The sequence below is a fragment of the Pseudomonas sp. NPDC090233 genome, assembly GCF_044772285.1.
In the GTDB taxonomy this organism is placed as follows: Bacteria; Pseudomonadota; Gammaproteobacteria; order Pseudomonadales; family Pseudomonadaceae; genus Aquipseudomonas.
The window spans coordinates 99,866-115,695 of sequence record NZ_JBIVYQ010000006.1 but is presented as its reverse complement, the minus strand read 5'-3'; the positions used below and the strand labels follow the sequence as shown (position 1 = coordinate 115,695).

14 protein-coding genes are annotated in these 15,830 nt (G+C 63.4%); 2 read left to right on the top strand and 12 right to left on the bottom strand.

Features of this window, described 5'->3' with window-relative positions; genetic code table 11:
• Positions 1-59: 59 nt before the first annotated feature.
• From ACIQUF_RS17825 to ACIQUF_RS17795, 7 genes are all read right to left on the bottom strand, one after another.
• The gene (locus tag ACIQUF_RS17825; RefSeq protein WP_403133763.1) at positions 60-608 is read right to left on the bottom strand and encodes a phosphonate degradation HD-domain oxygenase; all 549 of its coding nucleotides are present in this window, start codon (positions 606-608) and stop codon (positions 60-62) included.
• Positions 609-625: 17 nt separating this feature from the next.
• Positions 626-1,651: a putative 2-aminoethylphosphonate ABC transporter substrate-binding protein gene (locus ACIQUF_RS17820; RefSeq protein WP_403133760.1), complete on the bottom strand. Its 1,026-nt coding sequence runs from the start codon at positions 1,649-1,651 to the stop codon at positions 626-628.
• Between the two features lie 30 nt (positions 1,652-1,681).
• Positions 1,682-3,397, bottom strand: coding sequence for a putative 2-aminoethylphosphonate ABC transporter permease subunit (locus ACIQUF_RS17815; protein WP_403133758.1), 1,716 nt, complete (start codon positions 3,395-3,397; stop codon positions 1,682-1,684).
• 1 nt (position 3,398) lies between these two features.
• Positions 3,399-4,457 carry a putative 2-aminoethylphosphonate ABC transporter ATP-binding protein gene (locus tag ACIQUF_RS17810; RefSeq protein ID WP_403133753.1) on the bottom strand — a complete coding sequence of 353 codons (1,059 nt, stop codon included), beginning with the start codon at positions 4,455-4,457 and terminating at the stop codon, positions 3,399-3,401.
• A 153-nt stretch (positions 4,458-4,610) separates the two neighbouring features.
• On the bottom strand, positions 4,611-4,883 hold the full coding sequence (locus ACIQUF_RS17805; protein WP_403134448.1) for a DUF3077 domain-containing protein: 273 nt from the start codon (positions 4,881-4,883) through the stop codon (positions 4,611-4,613).
• 398 nt (positions 4,884-5,281) lie between these two features.
• Positions 5,282-6,151, bottom strand: coding sequence for a LysR family transcriptional regulator (locus tag ACIQUF_RS17800; RefSeq protein ID WP_403133750.1), 870 nt, complete (start codon positions 6,149-6,151; stop codon positions 5,282-5,284).
• A gap of 9 nt (positions 6,152-6,160) precedes the next feature.
• Positions 6,161-8,365 carry a heavy metal translocating P-type ATPase gene (locus ACIQUF_RS17795; RefSeq protein ID WP_403133748.1) on the bottom strand — a complete coding sequence of 735 codons (2,205 nt, stop codon included), beginning with the start codon at positions 8,363-8,365 and terminating at the stop codon, positions 6,161-6,163.
• An 83-nt stretch (positions 8,366-8,448) separates the two neighbouring features.
• On the opposite strand from ACIQUF_RS17795, the gene cadR reads away from it, so the two are divergent.
• The gene (gene cadR, locus ACIQUF_RS17790; protein ID WP_403133745.1) at positions 8,449-8,892 is read left to right on the top strand and encodes a cadmium resistance transcriptional regulator CadR; all 444 of its coding nucleotides are present in this window, start codon (positions 8,449-8,451) and stop codon (positions 8,890-8,892) included.
• A 9-nt stretch (positions 8,893-8,901) separates the two neighbouring features.
• On the opposite strand, the gene ACIQUF_RS17785 is transcribed toward cadR, so the two are convergent.
• The 5 genes from ACIQUF_RS17785 to ACIQUF_RS17765 all read right to left on the bottom strand — a co-directional run bounded on the left by ACIQUF_RS17785 (position 8,902) and on the right by ACIQUF_RS17765 (position 14,898).
• On the bottom strand, positions 8,902-10,293 hold the full coding sequence (locus ACIQUF_RS17785) for an efflux transporter outer membrane subunit (RefSeq protein WP_403133743.1): 1,392 nt from the start codon (positions 10,291-10,293) through the stop codon (positions 8,902-8,904).
• Positions 10,290-11,285 (bottom strand): hypothetical protein, encoded by a 996-nt coding sequence (locus tag ACIQUF_RS17780; RefSeq protein WP_403133741.1) that lies wholly within the window; start codon positions 11,283-11,285, stop codon positions 10,290-10,292. The genes ACIQUF_RS17785 and ACIQUF_RS17780 overlap by 4 nt, the downstream gene beginning before the upstream one ends.
• A 984-nt stretch (positions 11,286-12,269) precedes the next feature.
• Complete coding sequence (locus ACIQUF_RS17775; RefSeq protein WP_403133738.1) at positions 12,270-13,241, bottom strand: thymidylate synthase; 972 nt, start codon at positions 13,239-13,241, stop codon at positions 12,270-12,272.
• Between the two features lie 48 nt (positions 13,242-13,289).
• Complete coding sequence (gene lgt, locus ACIQUF_RS17770) at positions 13,290-14,099, bottom strand: prolipoprotein diacylglyceryl transferase (protein WP_403133735.1); 810 nt, start codon at positions 14,097-14,099, stop codon at positions 13,290-13,292.
• Between the two features lie 16 nt (positions 14,100-14,115).
• Positions 14,116-14,898, bottom strand: coding sequence for a sulfite exporter TauE/SafE family protein (locus tag ACIQUF_RS17765; protein ID WP_403133733.1), 783 nt, complete (start codon positions 14,896-14,898; stop codon positions 14,116-14,118).
• Between the two features lie 130 nt (positions 14,899-15,028).
• Here ACIQUF_RS17765 and ACIQUF_RS17760 point away from each other — a divergent pair, with 130 nt between their 5' ends.
• The gene (locus ACIQUF_RS17760; RefSeq protein ID WP_403133730.1) at positions 15,029-15,775 is read left to right on the top strand and encodes an NRDE family protein; all 747 of its coding nucleotides are present in this window, start codon (positions 15,029-15,031) and stop codon (positions 15,773-15,775) included.
• Positions 15,776-15,830: the final 55 nt, after the last annotated feature.

Here is a 15,830-nt window from a genome sequence, read left to right as displayed (position 1 = left end):
CTGTTTAGGCCTCTTCGCGGGCTTGCCCCGCGAAGAGGCCGGCAAAAGCGATCAACCATTCAGAGCAGTGCCAATGCCTTCCCTTTCAAAACCGCCAGATCAATCACCGGCACCCCCACCTCCTTGGCCTGCTCATCCCACTCCCGCATGCGCAGGCTCACGCTGAACAGCGGGTCGCCCTCGAACGCATCCGCTTGCGCTTCAGTCATCACGCCCCCCTGATATTCCAACGTGCGCCGGCTGGCCTCGCTCAACCGCGCGTAATACCCCGGCTGGCGCAACGTCAGATACCGCTTGGCCTCGACGTGATACTCCACCAGCCGCGCCATGCGCTCGCCAAAGCCGCAACGACGAAGGTATTCAGCGCCGATACGCTCGTGGCTGACCACGCCATAACCGCCCATGTCGCCTTCACCGCCACACAGGTGGCCGATATCGTGAAAGAACGCGGCCAGCACCACTTCGTCGTCGAAGCCTTCGGTCATGGCCAGTTGCGCGGCCTGGGACATGTGCTCCAGCTGGGTGATGGCTTCGCCGATGTAGTCGTCGCTGCCATGGCGGTCATACAGGGCGAAAGTGTTGTCGATGATCTGGACTGGCGTGGTCATCTTTTTGGTTCCTCGAATTACTGCTGCGCCACCTTTTCCGACTTGCCGTCATAGCGCTTGCGCCACTCGGCCAGGATCTGGTCGCGGTTTTTCGAGGCCCAGGCAAAGTCGTTTTTGATCAGGCGCTGTTCATAGTCGGCCGGTAGTTCGGTCTGCGGCTTGGCAATGCCCGGTGCGGCGAGCACGGCGAAGTTCTCTTTGTACAGCTCCATGGCCGCCGGGCTTGCTGAGAAGTCGGCCAGGCGCTTGGCGGCTTCAGCCTTGGGCGAGCCTTTGATCAGCGCGGTCGCCTCGATCTCCCAGCCTAGCCCTTCTTTCGGCAAGACGATGTCCAAAGGAGCGCCCTGGCGCTTGAGCTGCACGGCCGGGTATTCAAACGAAATGCCGATCGGGAACTCGCCCGCCGCCGCCAGCTTGCACGGCTTGGAGCCGGAATGAACGTACTGGCCGATGTTCTGGTGCAGGGCATCCATGTAGGCCCAGCCCTGTGGCTCGCCGAAGGTCTGCAGCCAGGCAGAAACGTCGAGGAAGCCGGTACCGGACGACGCCGGGTTAGGCATGACGATCTTGCCCTTGTATTCCGGCTTGGTCAGGTCCTGCCAGCTGATCGGCTTGCTAAGGCCCTGCTTCTCGGCCTCGACGGTGTTGAAACAGATGGTCGCGGCCCATACGTCCATGCCCACCCAGGCGGGTGGGTTGGCGGCGTCGCGGTAGTTGGCGGAGATCTTGCCCAGGTCCTTCGGCGCATAGGCTTCGAGCATGCCGTTCTGGTCGAGAATGGCCAGGCTGGAAGCCGCCAGGCCCCACACCGCGTCGGCTTGCGGGCGGTCTTTCTCGGCCAGCAGCTTGGCGGTGATGATGCCGGTGGAGTCCCGCACCCACTTGATCTCGATGTCCGGGTTGGCCTTCTCGAAGGCCTGTTTGTAGCTCTTGAGCTGCTCGGCTTCCAGGGCGGTGTAGACGGTCAGCTGCGTGCTGGCGGCCGAAGCCTGCAGGCTGAATACGGCGGATACGGCAGCGGCAAGTGCAAGGGGCTTGAACATGATGCGGTTCCTATCAGAGTGGGCAGTCGGTCAATGGCTTGGCGCGCGCTGGCGCCAGGCCTGGGAGCGGCGCAGCAGGCCGCGAGAAGCACCGGCCAGCAGCAGCGAGGCAGCGGCGCTGGTCAGCAGAATCAGGGTCGACATGGCGGCAGCGCCGCCGACGTTGCCGGCATCGTCCATGTTCAGCACGGCGACGGCGGCGAGGATGGTGTCGGGGCTGTAGAGGAAGATCGCTGCCGAAACGGTGGTCATCGCCGAGACGAACAGGTAGCGGATGATGTCCAGCAGCGCAGGCAGGCAGATCGGCACGGTGACCCGCACGAAGTGCTTGTACAGCGGCGCCTTAAGTGACAGCGCGGCGGCCTCGAACTCACCATCGAGCTGGCGCAGCGCGGTGGTGGCGGTCATCTGTGCGGTGGTCAGGTAGTGGGCGATGGTGCACACCACCAGCAGCCCCATGCCGCCGTAGAACACATGCAGTGGGTTGCCGTTGAGGTTGAAGAAGAAGACGTACCCCAGGCCCAGCACCAGCCCCGGCACGGCCATGGGGATGAAGCTGAGCAGGCGCAGGGCTTGGTTGAGCAGGCGCTGGCCCGAAGTTTTCTCCATCAGGTAGGCACCGGCGAAGATCACGATGCTGCCGATCAGCGCGGTGCCGAGGGCCAAGGTCACGCTGTTGCGGTAGGCCAACCAGCCGCCACCGGCGGTGTCCTCGAACATGTAGTGCTTGAACGACAGGGTCATGTTGTAGGGCCAGAAGGTCACCAGCGAGGAGTACACCGCCATGCCGATCACGCCCACCAGCGCCACGCACACCAGCAGCACGATGGCCAGGTAGCAGGCATCGCGGCCACGCGAAGGCTTGGGCTCGAATACCTGGGCGCGGCCACTCATGGACTCGCCCTGGCGGCGGCGCAACCAGGCGTCGACCGCGAAGCTGAGCAGCGCCGGCACCAGCAACACCATGCCGATCAACGCGCCCCGGCCGAATTGCTGCTGGCCGACGACCGCCTTGTAGGCCTCAAGGGCAAGCACCTGGTAGTCGCCACCGACAACCACTGGCACGCCGAAATCGGTGATGGTCAGGGTGAACACCAGGCAGAACGCCGCGAACACCGCTTGGCGCGTGGCCGGCCAGGTGATGCTGCAGAAGGCCCGCCACGGCCCGGCGCCCATGCTGGAGGCGGCGTCGAACAGGCGCGCATCGGCCAGCGACAAGGCCGACAGCAGGATCATCAGCGCGTGCGGGAAGGTGTAAATGGCCTCGCCCAGGACAATGCCCCAGAAGCCATAGATGTTGTCGCTGAGCAACCCGCGCAACAGGCCCTGGTTGCCGAACAGATACACCAGGGCAATGGCGGGCAGCATCGATGGCGCCAGCAACGGCAGCAGCGAGATGCCCCGCCACAGGCCCTTGGCCGGAATCAGCGTGCGTTGCAGGGCATAGGCGAACAGGTAGGCCAGCGGGATCACGATCGCGGCAACGGTGAAGGCCACCGACAAGCTGTTGCCGAGCAGCCAGTGGAAATTCTCGCTGGCGAACAGCTCACGAGCCGCGTGCAGGCCGCCACCCTGGCCGGCGTCACCGCTGAAGCCTCGCCAGAAGATCGCCAGCAACGGCATCAGCACCGCCAGCAGCAGCAGGATCAGCAGCAGGCTCTTGCCACCGATGACGAACAGGCGGTCACCCAAGGCAACATCGCCGCGCTTGGCCTGGGTGAGCGGCAGGGACATTGACGCGGCCATCTTAGGCAAACACCTGCAGGCTCTGCGGCGGCAACGCCACCCAGATGTCCTGCGAACCCAGACGCGGCATCGCTTCTGGCGCCAGCTCGGCGAGCAGGGCGTGGCCCGGCAAGGCCATGAGTTCGAAGCTCATGCGGCAGCGGTTGCCGAGGAAAGTGATCTCGCGGACCTTGGCCGGGAACAGGTTTTCCTCATGCACCACCGGGTTGACGGTGATTGCCTCCGGGCGGCAGAACAGGCGGCCACTGCTGGCTCGCGGAGCCCCGGATGCCAGACGCATGTTCATGCCCCCGACCTGGGCGTGGCTGTCGCCAGTGCGCTGGAACGGCAGCCAGTTGCCCTGGCCGACGAATTCGGCGACGAACGGCGTGGCGGGTTGGTCGTAGATTTCCTGCGGCGTGGCGTACTGCTCGACCTGGCCGTTGTTCATCACCGCGATGCGGTCGGCCATGAGCATGGCCTCATCCTGATTGTGGGTGACCATGAGCGTGGTAATGCCCAGCTGGCGTTGCAGCTGGCGCAGCTCGGTGCACAGGTGCTCACGGACTCGCGCATCCAGTGCCGACATGGGCTCATCCAGCAGCAATAACGAAGGCGACGGGGCCAGCGCGCGGGCCAGGGCCACGCGCTGCTGCTGGCCGCCGGAGAGCTGGCCGGGGTACTTCTTTTCGCTGCCGGTCAGGCCGACCAGTTCGAGCATCTCGCCCACACGCTGGCGGCTTGCTTCGCGACCGCTGCCGGTCAGGCCGTAGGCGATATTGGCTTCGACGGTGAGGTTGGGGAACAGCGCATAAGACTGGAACAGGATGCCGTAATCACGCGCCTGGGGCGGCAGTTCGGAGATGTCGCGCTCGCCGATGAACAGCTCACCACGGTCCTGGCGTTCAAGGCCGGCGATGCAGCGCAGCAAGGTGGTCTTGCCGCACCCCGAAGGGCCGAGCAGGCAGACCAGCTCGCCCGCGGCGATGTCCAGGGAGACATCGTTCAGCGCCGTGAAGGCGCCGAAACGCTTGTGGATACCGCGCACTTTCATCTGTGCGCCAGGGGTGGCGTGGTTCATGGCAAGGCCTCATCGAGCAGATGGGGCCATGCTAGGAAGCCTGTGCGAAGGTTCTGTGGCGTTTAGGCAAAAGCGGGTGATAGTGGTATTGGCAGATTTTGTAGTGGCCATGCTCCCAAATTCAGTGGAGTACCTGTAGGAGCGCGCGCTCGGTCAATGCAAGCGGTTCTTGGCCATCTCGATATCATTCATCAAAGCTTTGGCCAAAGCACTCAGGTAATCCGCAGCACCCAGCAACTTGTGGTCATCTTCCATATCACCCTCACGAACCAGATGCTTGATGTAGCCCAGCAGGACCGAGACCTGCTCGTAGACATCGTCGATGGGAATACCCGGCTGAACCCGTAACAGGTCAATCGGCGGGTTACCCACTTCGAGAAAAGTTTCAGCACCGATGGTTGCAACGGATTTGATTTCGTCCGCCATGGTTTCCGGGGAGGTGGTGGGTTTGCGGTGCGGAGGGGCTGGGGCGATTTTTTTCATGATGTAATTCCAGCTTCATGACAAAGGGAACTACCACCTGAATCTTTCTCATGGATTGAAGGCGGCAGCCGTACGCGGGTGTGAGAAAGCCGATAGAAGCTAGCAAACACTCGGCCAGGCGAAAGCCCGCCCACGTACGGCCACCATGAAAGGTGCTGCTAGCTAATTATCGGGTTCTCATGCCCGGTCGCCGTAGCGACCAGAAAACGTTATCCCTGGGGCATTTCCCCGACAACAGCGACACTTCAGCAGCGCGCGTAGGATAATTCCCAAGCATGCTGATCTTGAAGTATTTGGTTTCAGATTCAGAAATGTCTTACGGCGAAAGGGCCACCGCAGATCTAGAACTGCGACCCCACCACTTCCTGCGCCACCCCAAGAAAAGCCGCCGGCAACCTGGCCTGGCGCCGCTCTTTCAGACAGTACAGGTACTCATGCATGACGGGTGCATTCTCCAGCGTCAGCACCCGCAACTCGGGGTTGTGCGGCACCTCATGCCGGGCAATCACACTGATGCCGATATTGCGCAGCACCGCCTCACGGATCGACTCGCGGCTGCCGATCTCCAGCAATGCCCCAGCCTTCACCCCGGCATCCTGCATCATCTGCTCGGTAAGCTTGCGAGTAGTCGAGCCCGGCTCGCGCATCAGCAGGCAATGCCCTGCCACCGCGTCGATCGAGACCGCCTGGCGCTGCGCCAACGGGTGGTTACGGTGAACGGCCACCACCAGCGGGTCTGTGCCGAGCACGCGCCGTATCAGCCGAGCATCCTCCAGCAGCTGTGACGAGGCGGCGATATCGACGCGGTAGTCTTCGAGCATCTCCAGCACCTGCTGCGAGTTGCCGATCTCCACCGCCACTTCCACCTGCGGCAGGCGCTCGCGGAAAATCTTGATCAAGTCGAGGATGTAGTACGGCGCAGTGGCGGCAATGCGCAGGCTGCCCTGCTGCTGCCCGCTGTTGCGCAACTCGAACTCGATGTCGGCCTCCTGCTGCAGCAGCGCCTTGACCATCGGCAGCAGGCGCACGCCCTCCTCGCTCAGCACCAGGCGCCGGCCGCCGCGGTAGAACAGCTCCACCGCGTACTGGCTCTCCAGGTTACGGATCTGCGTGGTCACCGTCGGCTGGCTGAGCCCGAGCTTCTTCGCCGCCAGGGTGATGCTGCCCAGGCGGGCCACCATGTAGAAGGCTTTGAGCTCGGCACTCAGCATTGCAGGACCTCATTTGCGCAGCAGGCGCAGACCGTTGAACACCACCAGCAGGCTCACGCCCATGTCGGCGAACACCGCCATCCACAGGGTGGCCATGCCGGCAAAGGTGATCGCCAGGAATATCGCCTTGATGCCCAACGCCAGAACGATGTTCTGCGTCAGGATCGCCGCACTTTGGCGCGACAGCCTGACGAACGCCGGGATTTTGCGCAAGTCGTCATCCATCAGCGCTACGTCGGCGGTCTCGATGGCGGTGTCGGTACCGGCAGCGGCCATGGCGAAGCCGATTTCGGCGCGGGCCAGGGCCGGGGCATCGTTGATGCCGTCACCGACCATGCCCACCCGGTGGCCCTGAGCGTACAGCTGCTCGATGCTGGCCAGTTTGTCGGCGGGCAACAGGTTGCCTTCGGCGCGGTCGATGCCGACCTGGGCAGCGATGGCCTGGGCGGTATGCGGATTGTCGCCGGTGAGTATGACGGTCTTGATACCCAGCGCGTGCAATTCGGCGATGGCCTGGCGGCTGCTGTCCTTGACCGTGTCGGCCACGGCGAACAACGCCAGCGGGCCAGAGCGGTCGAGCAACAGCACAACCGTTTTGCCCTGACGTTCGAGCGCGTCCAGCTGTGCTTCTAGTTGCGGCGAGCACAGGCCCAGTTCTTCGACCAGACGATGGTTGCCCAGGTGATAGGTTTGCCCATCGATGTCGCCGCGCACCCCGCGCCCGGCAAGGGCGGCGAATTGGCTGACGTCACTCAGCGGCAGGTTTTGTGCCTTGGCGAACTCAGCAATTGCACCAGATACCGGGTGGTCGGAGCGCGTAGCAAGGCTGGCAGCCAGGGCTTGGGCACGGCCTTCGAACAGCGGGTCGAGCACCTTCACATCGGTCTGCACCGGCTTGCCGTGGGTAATCGTGCCGGTCTTGTCCAGCGCGAGGACATCGAGCTTGCGGCCGCCCTCCAGGTAGACGCCACCTTTGATCAGAATACCTTTACGCGCTGCGGCGGCCAGGCCACTGACGATGGTCACCGGCGTGGAGATCACCAATGCGCACGGGCACGCCACCACCAGCAGCACCAAGGCGCGATAGACCCAGTCGAACCACGCGCCGGCCATGAACAGCGGCGGGATGATCGCCACGGCCAGGGCCAGCGCGAACACCACCGGGGTGTAGATGCGCGAGAAGGTGTCGACGAAACGCTGAGTAGGCGCACGGGCGCCCTGCGCCTCTTCGACGGCCTTGATGATGCGTGCCAGGGTGGATTGGCCAGCCGCTGCCGTGACGCGGTACTCCAGCGCCCCGGCCTGGTTGATGGTGCCAGCGAACAATTTGTCACCAGCGGCTTTTTCGACCGGCAGGCTTTCGCCGGTGATCGGTGCCTGATCGACAGTGGATTGCCCGCTTGTCACTTCGCCATCGAGACCAATCCGCTCACCGGGGCGCACCCGTACGTGCGCGCCGATGGCCACATCGCGTACTTCGACCTCGCGCCATTGGCCGTCGGCCTGCTGCACGGTGGCCATGTCCGGCGTGAGCTGCATCAGGCCGCTGATGGCATTGCGGGCACGGTCCAGAGAACGCGCTTCGATCAGCTCGGCGATAGTGAACAGCACCATGACCATTGCCGCTTCCGGCCATTGGCCAATCAGCACCGCGCCGGTCACGGCGATGCTCATCAAGGCGTTGATATTGAGGTTGCGGTTTTTCAGGGCAATCCAGCCCTTCTTGTAGGTGCCCAGGCCACAACCAAGGATCGCCGCCAGCGCCAGCGCGGCCACTACCCACTCCGGCGCCAGGGCACTGAAGTGCACGATTTCGGCAGCAATCGCGGCAACGCCGGACAATGCCAACGGCCACCAACGGGTTTTGACCGGCTCGGGCGCCGCTGCGCTGCCCTCGTCCTCATCGGAAAGCGGCTCGGCCTTCATGCCCAGGCTGTCGATGGCTTTTACGATCTCGGCAGTCCCGGCCAGGGTATGGCGCACGCCGAGTACGCGATTGATCAGGTTGAACTCCAACTGCTCGATACCGGCCAGCTTGCCCAGCTTGTCCTGGATCAGTGTCTGCTCGGTGGGGCAGTCCATGGCCTGGATGCGGAAGCGGCTGAGCCGGGCATTGTCACTGGCTTTTTCGCTCAATTGCACGAGGCCCGGCGTGGCAGCACCGCCGCAGCAGCTGTGGCAGTGGGAGTGTTCGTGGCTGACAGGCTGGTTCATGGGGTCGTCCTTAAGGTGGCCTGTTGCCAAGTGAACACCCTGTAGCCACTATAGGGTCAAGCCCACTTGCTGGAGATTTCGCCATGAAGATCGGAGAACTGGCCAAGGCCACCGACTGCGCCGTGGAAACCATCCGCTACTACGAGCGTGAGCAGTTGCTGCCGGAGCCTGCGCGCACCGACGGTAATTACCGGCTGTACACCCAGGCCCATGTCGAGCGCCTGACGTTCATCCGCAACTGCCGCACGCTCGACATGACCCTCGACGAAATCCGCAGCCTGTTGCGCCTGCGCGACAGCCCTGATGGGTCATGCGGCAGCGTCAATGCGTTGATCGACGAGCATATCGAGCATGTGCAGGCGCGGATCGATGGGTTGGTGGCGTTGCAGGAGCAGTTGGTGGAGCTGCGCCAGCGCTGCAAGGCTCAGGGGGCCGAGTGTGCAATCTTGCAGCAATTGGAAGTGAATGGGGCGGTATCGGTACCGGAAACCGAACATTCGCATGTAGGGCGCAGCCACGGGCATTAGCTGCGCACGTCAGCCCCAGCCACCCCCTAACGCCTTGTACAACGACAAACGGTTACCCAGCCCTGCCAACTGTGCCCGGATGAACCCTTGCTGCGCTGAACTGAGGCTGCGTTGTGCATCCAGTACCTCCAGGTAGCTGTTCAGGCCGTCCTCGTACAGCAAGGTTGCCAGTTCCACCCGTCGCCGTTCATTCGCCACCAGCAAACGCTGTGCTTCCAGCTCGCGGCGCAGCGGTTCGGTCGACCCCAGCGCATCAGCGACTTCGCGAAACGCCTGTTGAATCGCCTTTTCATATTCAGACACGGCAATATCACGTTGGGCGTTGGCCACTGCCAGTTGCGACCCACGCCGGCCGAAGTCGAACACGGGCAGCGCTACTTCGGGCACAAACGACCAGGCCCGTGCCCCGCCCCGGAACAACTGATTCAGTTCCGGACTGCTCCCCCCCAGCAACCCCGTCAGGGAAATGCGCGGCAGGTAGGCCGCCCGCGCAGCGCCAATGTTGGCGTTGTAGGCTTTAAGCCGGGCTTCGGCAGCACGAATGTCCGGTCGTTGTGTCAGCAGGGCCGACGGTAGCCCTGCCGCAACCGGCGCCAGCACCTGCTCGCCCTCCAGCGCCACGGGCTGCATCTTGAAAGGTGCCACCGCCGAACCACTGAGCAATTCCAGACGGTTGACCGCCAGCACATGCGCCCGCTCGGCGCTCGCCTGTTCGCTCGCCAACCCCAGCACCACTGCGTGGGCCTGACGCACTTCCAGTTCGCTGGCCAGGCCCTGGCCCTGGCGTCGCTCGATCAGCGCCAGCGCACGTTCCCCGGCGGCCAGCAACTGACCGTGGCCCTCGTATAAGCTCAAATAAGCCAGTGATTCGTAGTAGGCTGCGGCGACCTCGGCCACCAGGCTGACTTGCACCGCTCGGGCATCCTCTTCTGACGCCAGGACCTGCTGACCCGCGCTCTCGCGCAGCGCCCGCACACGTCCCCAGATGTCCAGCTCGTAGGCGGTAATACCGACGCCCAGGCTGAAGCGGCCCTGTTCAATGATCTGCCGCTCGCCCGTCGGCGAATCCAGAGCCGACCGCTGCTGGCGCTGGGTTGCACCCTTGAGGCCCAGCGTCGGCCACAGCTCGGCGCTGGCAATACCAAGCAGCGCTCGGGCTTCGTCGATACGCTGCACGGCAATGCGCAAGCCGCGATTATGCGCCAGCGCCTGAGTTATCAACTCGCGCAGGTCGCGGTCGTTGAACATGCGCTGCCAATCGGGTGGCGGCGTGGCAGGTGTCTCAGGCTGGCCGCGCCACGTTGCAGCGACGGGTGCCTCAGGCCGAACATAAGTGGGGACGAAGGAACAGCCCGCCAACGCCAGGCATGTGACCACCCCCCACAGGTTCAGAGAACTCATCGCCTGCCTCCCAAGCCAGTGGGGCCACGCTGTTCCGCCGTCGCTCGCTGGCGATGGTAGAACGCCTCAAGCCGGGGCAGATACAGCCACTGCTCCGGCGCAGCGCCGATAAAGCGCTCGAGCGCCGCCATCCACCCTTTCTGCATGACCTCCAGCGGTGCTGCACGAACACGCGTCAGAATGCGCACCTCACCTTTGCCGCCCAATACCGCCCGATGGCCGACCAGCAAGGCATCGCACTTCAGCTTCGCCGCCAGAAACAATGGCCCTTTAACGAACTGGGCTGACCGATTGAACAGCCTGCCGGGCAACGGCTCACCAAAGCGCAACGCCCCCAGGCCAACCGGCAGGTCGCAGAACAGAATGACCCGCGCCCCGCGCTTCAAAGCACGGGCCATAGTCAGCGCCGTGGTGGGGTGGGCGGCATCGAGTACCTCCACGCGGTGCCCCAGCCCTTCGAGTTGCCTCAGCGAAGCCTGGGTGAAGGCGTCAGCGAAATTCCAGATCGGGATCACGAAACGCGTCGGCGCCGCTTCACGCGCCATGACACTCGCCACCGCCATCCAGTATTCGCCGGTGTGCAACAGCATGTACAGGGCCGGTCGGCTGCCTGGAGGCCAACCCTGCGGGTCGACCTCGGGGATGCTGTTCACCCAGGCCCTGAGTGCCTGGGGCTGGCTGCGGGGGTAAAGCCGCTCGTGCACAGCCCGTTGCAACTGCAACGCACCATAACGACAGGCCAGGGCGCGCGCCTGCGGTCTCGCGTAGCCCAAGGCTTCCAGGTTCTGCCGACACAGGCTGTAGTCCTTGCCGCGCCAAGCTGCCGGCAAGCGCTGCTGCAGCGCGGGGAGCGCGCGAAACAGCCCGCCCACCGGCAGCAGACGTGAAATCCATGCCAGGCACCGCGCCAGCCCACGGGCCAGAGAGTCCCTGGCGCTCATGCGTATCAGCCAGTAACGCATGTGCCAGCCAACACGAACAGGCTCAACCATTCAACGCTCCAGCCGGCATCGGCTCCAGCAGCCCACCCCGCATGCGCAACACTCGATCACAGGCCTTGGCGACCTCTGGATCATGGGTCACGACCACGCACAGCATGGGTAACTGCCCAAGGGTGGCGATGATCCGATCACGGGCGCTGGCATCCAGGTGCGAGGTCGGTCATGCCGTCCTTGAGCCAGGCTTCGCGGATACGCGTGCGCGGGTCGCTGAAATCCAGGGCCACTTCCACCACATACATGGCCTCGCCCTGCGCGGGAATGAGCGCTTGATCGTGCTTCGGGGTCGCAAGGGTTGCGCAGTACTGGCAGCTTGGCCTAGTGGCGATGACCAGCTCTATTACAGCGTGGTGACGGCTTATCGCAACCGTACGCCGAACGGGAAGGCAGTGGGCGTGATCGAGGGTTTTCAAATCCCAGAAACGCCAAAGGCGCCAGAAGGCGCCCTTGACTGAAGAAGATACGCGGGATGGTAGTCGCAGCGCTTGCTTAGCTAACCCCGAAGGGCTGGGTCACATGCCAACAGACCGAAGTCTGATGCCGCTACCACACGGATGGCGTCTCCGTGCAATCCACACTCCAGATCCAATGTCGCCTGATGATCTTGGAGCCCTGCTCTTATTTCCCGCACGACCACTATAGCGTCACGACCTGCCTTACACAAGGTGAAATCCCATGATGGGAAATGAAGATTGACTATTTCAGATGAAGGCGGCGCAGGGTTTGCGCTTGGGTAGCGGCAACGTGCAGCTGGGCTGAGGGGAGAAATCGTAGACGAACGTCAGGTGCCCGTGCTTCCAGTCCGCAGACGGCGACGCTCGCTATCGCCTTGGTGAACAATCGCACTACGCTACGTGGTCGCAGTGAGCCTGGAGGTGAATAAGGCGAGCAAACACGCTGGCTGAAAGATTGGCGATCTAGCAAAAGACAACCGGACGGTAGGAAGAACTACCAGCCCGGCGGGTTGGGAGCTTGAGATCAGACTGCCATCGGCGCCGTCATCGGCGCATGGTGCTCATACCCTTCGAGGCTGAAGTCGCTCGGCTCGATCTGCTCCAGCCACTCCGGTTCGTACTTGCCGGTCTTGGCGAACTCCGGCACGCGGCCACTGATTACCAGCTTCGGCGCTGCCAGCGGCTCGCGCTTGAGTTGCTCGTTGAGCATGTCCAGGTGGTTTTCGTACACATGGGCATCGCCGATGAAGTAGGTGAACCAGCGCGGCGTATAACCGGTCAGGCGAGCGAACAGCGACAGCAGCGCTGCGCCTTCGGTAAGGTTGAACGGCGTACCCAGGCCCAGGTCGTTGGAACGGATGTAGAGGGTCAGGGAAAGCTCCTTCGTCTCGACATTCGGGTGGAACTGGTACAGCAAATGGCAAGGCGGCAGCGCCATTTCGTCCAGCTGGGCGCAGTTCCAGCCATGGAACAGGATGCGCCGGCTGCCCGGGTCGTTGGCGATGGTGTCCAGGCACTGACGCACCTGGTCAATGGCCTTGTACAGAATGACGAACGCCTGGCCGTCTTCCTCATCCTTGGCAATCTGGCGGAAGCCGGCTTTTTCGGCCATCTCGATCGCCGCCGGGTTGTTCAGCGGGATGCGCTTGTAACCCGGCCACTGGCGCCATTGCACGCCGTAGATTTCGCCGAGGTCGTCATGGCCCTGGCGGAACGGGTTGGCCAGCCACTGAGCGTTTTCGTTGGCGTTCTGGTCCCAGACCTTGCAGCCCAGCTCGCGGAATTCACCGGCGTTCTTCACGCCTCGCAGGAAGCCGACCATCTCACCAATGGCCGACTTGAACGCCAGCTTGCGCGTGGTGATGGCCGGGAAGCCTTTCTGCAGGTCGAAACGCAGCATGGCGCCCGGCAGGCTGATGGTGCGGATGCCGGTGCGGTTGCCTTGCAGCGTGCCGTTTTCGATGACGTCGCGGACCAGATCTAGATACTGTTTCATGACTTTCCTGTAACAAGAACGGCAGGGGGATCGCCCCTGCCGTGAAAATCAGACGGCTGCTTTCGCCGTAGGTTTGCGGTTGTAGGCCAACCAGATCAGGAAGATGCCGCCGAGGATCATCGGCACGCAAAGCAACTGACCCATGGTCAACCAGCCGAAGGCGATGTAGCCAAGCTGGGCATCTGGCACCCGCACGAACTCCACGATAAAGCGGAAAATGCCGTAGAACAGCGCGAACATGCCGGAAACGGCCATGGTCGGGCGCGGCTTGCGCGAGTACAACCAGAGAATCACGAATAATGCCACACCTTCCAGGGCGAACTGGTAGAGCTGCGACGGATGACGGGGCAGTTGGGCCGGATCGCTGAACGGTGGGAAGACCATGGCCCACGGCACGTCGGTGGCTTTACCCCACAATTCGGCATTGATGAAGTTGCCGATGCGCCCGGCACCCAGGCCGATCGGCACCAGTGGGGCGACGAAATCCATCAGTTCGAAGAACGACTTGTTGTTGCGCTTGCCGAACCACAGCGCCGCCAGCATGACGCCGATGAAGCCGCCGTGGAACGACATGCCGCCCTTCCATACTTCGAAGATCAGCGTCGGGTTGGCCAGGTAGGCATGCAGGTCGTAGAACAGCACGTAACCCAGGCGCCCACCGACGATCACCCCCATCGACAACCAGAACACCAGGTCGGAGAGCTTCTCGCGCGACCAGGTGGGGTCGAAGCGGTTGAGTCGGCGCGAAGCGAGCAGCCAGGCGCCGCCGATGCCGATCAGGTACATCAGGCCGTACCAATGGATTTTCAGCGGCCCGAGGGCCACGGCCACGGGGTCTATCTGCGGGTAAGGCAGCATGGATATTCCTCTCGTTTCAAATCAGGAAGCTCAGGCCGACGCAGAACAGCAGCGCGGCGAACAGACGCTTGAGCAGGCGCGGCGACAGATTGTGCGCCAGGCGCGCGCCGAAGCGGGCGAAAAACATGCTGGTCACGGCAATGCCGACCAGCGCTGGCAGATAGACGTAGCCCACGCTGTGTGCCGGCAGGTGTTCTTCGTGCCAGCCCAACCACATGAAGCTCAACGCGCTGGCCACGGCAATCGGTAGGCCGCAGGCCGAGGACGTGGCCACTGCCTGCTGCATCGGCAGACTGCGCCAGGTCAGGAAGGGTACGGTCAACGAGCCACCGCCGATGCCGAAGATCGCCGACGCCCAGCCGATCACCCCACCCGCGCCGATCAGCGCCGGTTTGCCGGGGATGCCACGGCTGGCCTTGGGCTTGAAGTCCAGAGCCATCTGTACGGCGATGATCAGCGCGAATACACCGATGATCTTCTGCAACTGCGGGCCCTGGATCAGCGAAGCGGTCTTGGCACCTACCAGGGCGCCAAGCAGGATGCCGACGGTCATCCAGGCAAAAATGGGCCACTGGACCGCCCCCTTGCGATGGTGTTCGAGCACGGCGTTGATCGAGGTGAAGACGATGGTGGCCAGCGACGTGCCGACTGCCAGGTGGGTCAGCACGGATGCGTCGAAGCCCTGCAAGGTGAAGCTGAACACCAGCACCGGCACGATGATGATGCCCCCGCCCACGCCGAACAGCCCGGCCAGCACGCCGGCGCAGGCGCCCAACAGCAGATAGAGTGCGAACTCCATTCGTCGTCCCCGAGAAAAACAATCCGGCATGGTAACGGAAGCTGGGCACGAGGCTCTAGTGAACTCTGTGACAGGATGGATCACCGCCGCCGCAGTGGGTACAGTGGCGAAAAACACAGAGGCCCAACCGATGTGCCTGATCGTATTCGCCTGGCGGCCGGGGCACGCCCTGCCGCTGATCGTGGCGGCCAACCGCGACGAGTTCTATGCCCGGCCCACCCAGGCCCTGGCGGCCTGGGAAGATGCGCCTGGGGTGCATGCCGGGCGCGACCTGGAGGCCGGAGGTACGTGGCTGGGTGTGGGGCCGCAGGGGCGGTTTGCCGCGTTGACCAATATCCGTGACCCTGGGCAAGCACTAGGGCCGCGCTCGCGCGGCGAGCTGGTGGCGGCCTACCTGCAAGGTGAGCTTGGGGTCGAGGCGTATCTGGACCAGGTCGCCGGCCGCAGTAAACAGTATTCAGGGTTCAATCTGCTCGTGGGTGATGCGGGCCAACTGGGTTATCTGCACGCCCGCGAAGCGGCGCCACGCCTGCTGGAGGCTGGGGTGTACGGGCTGTCCAATGCCGGGCTGGATACGCCTTGGCCGAAGCTTGTGAAGGCGCGCAGTGGGCTGGAGGGGTTGCTGGAGTCAGCGGACCCTCAGCAGCTACTGGCGTTGCTGGCCGATGGTGAACCGGCACCTGAGGGCGAATTGCCGGAAACGGGTGTGGGGCTGGCGACGGAGAAACTGTTGTCGAGCGTGTTTATTGCCAGTCAGAACTATGGGACACGGGCCAGTACGGTGCTGATTGTGGATGATCAGGGGAGAAGACGGCTGATCGAGCGCAGTTTCGGACCTTTTGGTGGGCACCTTGGCGAGGTAGCGCTGCGGGTTTGAGGGTGTTTGTTCTGGCCCTTTCGCGGGGCAAGCTCGCTCCCACGGGGATCGCATA

Excerpts from the sequence above, each read along its gene's own strand:
- ACIQUF_RS17825 (WP_403133763.1), bottom strand. The coding sequence starts at position 608 with ATGACCACGCCAGTCCAGATCATCGACAACACTTTCGCCCTGTATGAC.
- ACIQUF_RS17820 (WP_403133760.1), bottom strand. The coding sequence starts at position 1,651 with ATGTTCAAGCCCCTTGCACTTGCCGCTGCCGTATCCGCCGTATTCAGC.
- ACIQUF_RS17815 (WP_403133758.1), bottom strand. The coding sequence starts at position 3,397 with ATGGCCGCGTCAATGTCCCTGCCGCTCACCCAGGCCAAGCGCGGCGAT.
- ACIQUF_RS17810 (WP_403133753.1), bottom strand. The coding sequence starts at position 4,457 with ATGAACCACGCCACCCCTGGCGCACAGATGAAAGTGCGCGGTATCCAC.
- ACIQUF_RS17805 (WP_403134448.1), bottom strand. The coding sequence starts at position 4,883 with ATGGCGGACGAAATCAAATCCGTTGCAACCATCGGTGCTGAAACTTTT.
- ACIQUF_RS17800 (WP_403133750.1), bottom strand. The coding sequence starts at position 6,151 with ATGCTGAGTGCCGAGCTCAAAGCCTTCTACATGGTGGCCCGCCTGGGC.
- ACIQUF_RS17795 (WP_403133748.1), bottom strand. The coding sequence starts at position 8,365 with ATGAACCAGCCTGTCAGCCACGAACACTCCCACTGCCACAGCTGCTGC.
- cadR (WP_403133745.1), top strand. The coding sequence starts at position 8,449 with ATGAAGATCGGAGAACTGGCCAAGGCCACCGACTGCGCCGTGGAAACC.
- ACIQUF_RS17785 (WP_403133743.1), bottom strand. The coding sequence starts at position 10,293 with ATGAGTTCTCTGAACCTGTGGGGGGTGGTCACATGCCTGGCGTTGGCG.
- ACIQUF_RS17780 (WP_403133741.1), bottom strand. The coding sequence starts at position 11,285 with ATGGTTGAGCCTGTTCGTGTTGGCTGGCACATGCGTTACTGGCTGATA.
- ACIQUF_RS17775 (WP_403133738.1), bottom strand. The coding sequence starts at position 13,241 with ATGAAACAGTATCTAGATCTGGTCCGCGACGTCATCGAAAACGGCACG.
- lgt (WP_403133735.1), bottom strand. The coding sequence starts at position 14,099 with ATGCTGCCTTACCCGCAGATAGACCCCGTGGCCGTGGCCCTCGGGCCG.
- ACIQUF_RS17765 (WP_403133733.1), bottom strand. The coding sequence starts at position 14,898 with ATGGAGTTCGCACTCTATCTGCTGTTGGGCGCCTGCGCCGGCGTGCTG.
- ACIQUF_RS17760 (WP_403133730.1), top strand. The coding sequence starts at position 15,029 with ATGTGCCTGATCGTATTCGCCTGGCGGCCGGGGCACGCCCTGCCGCTG.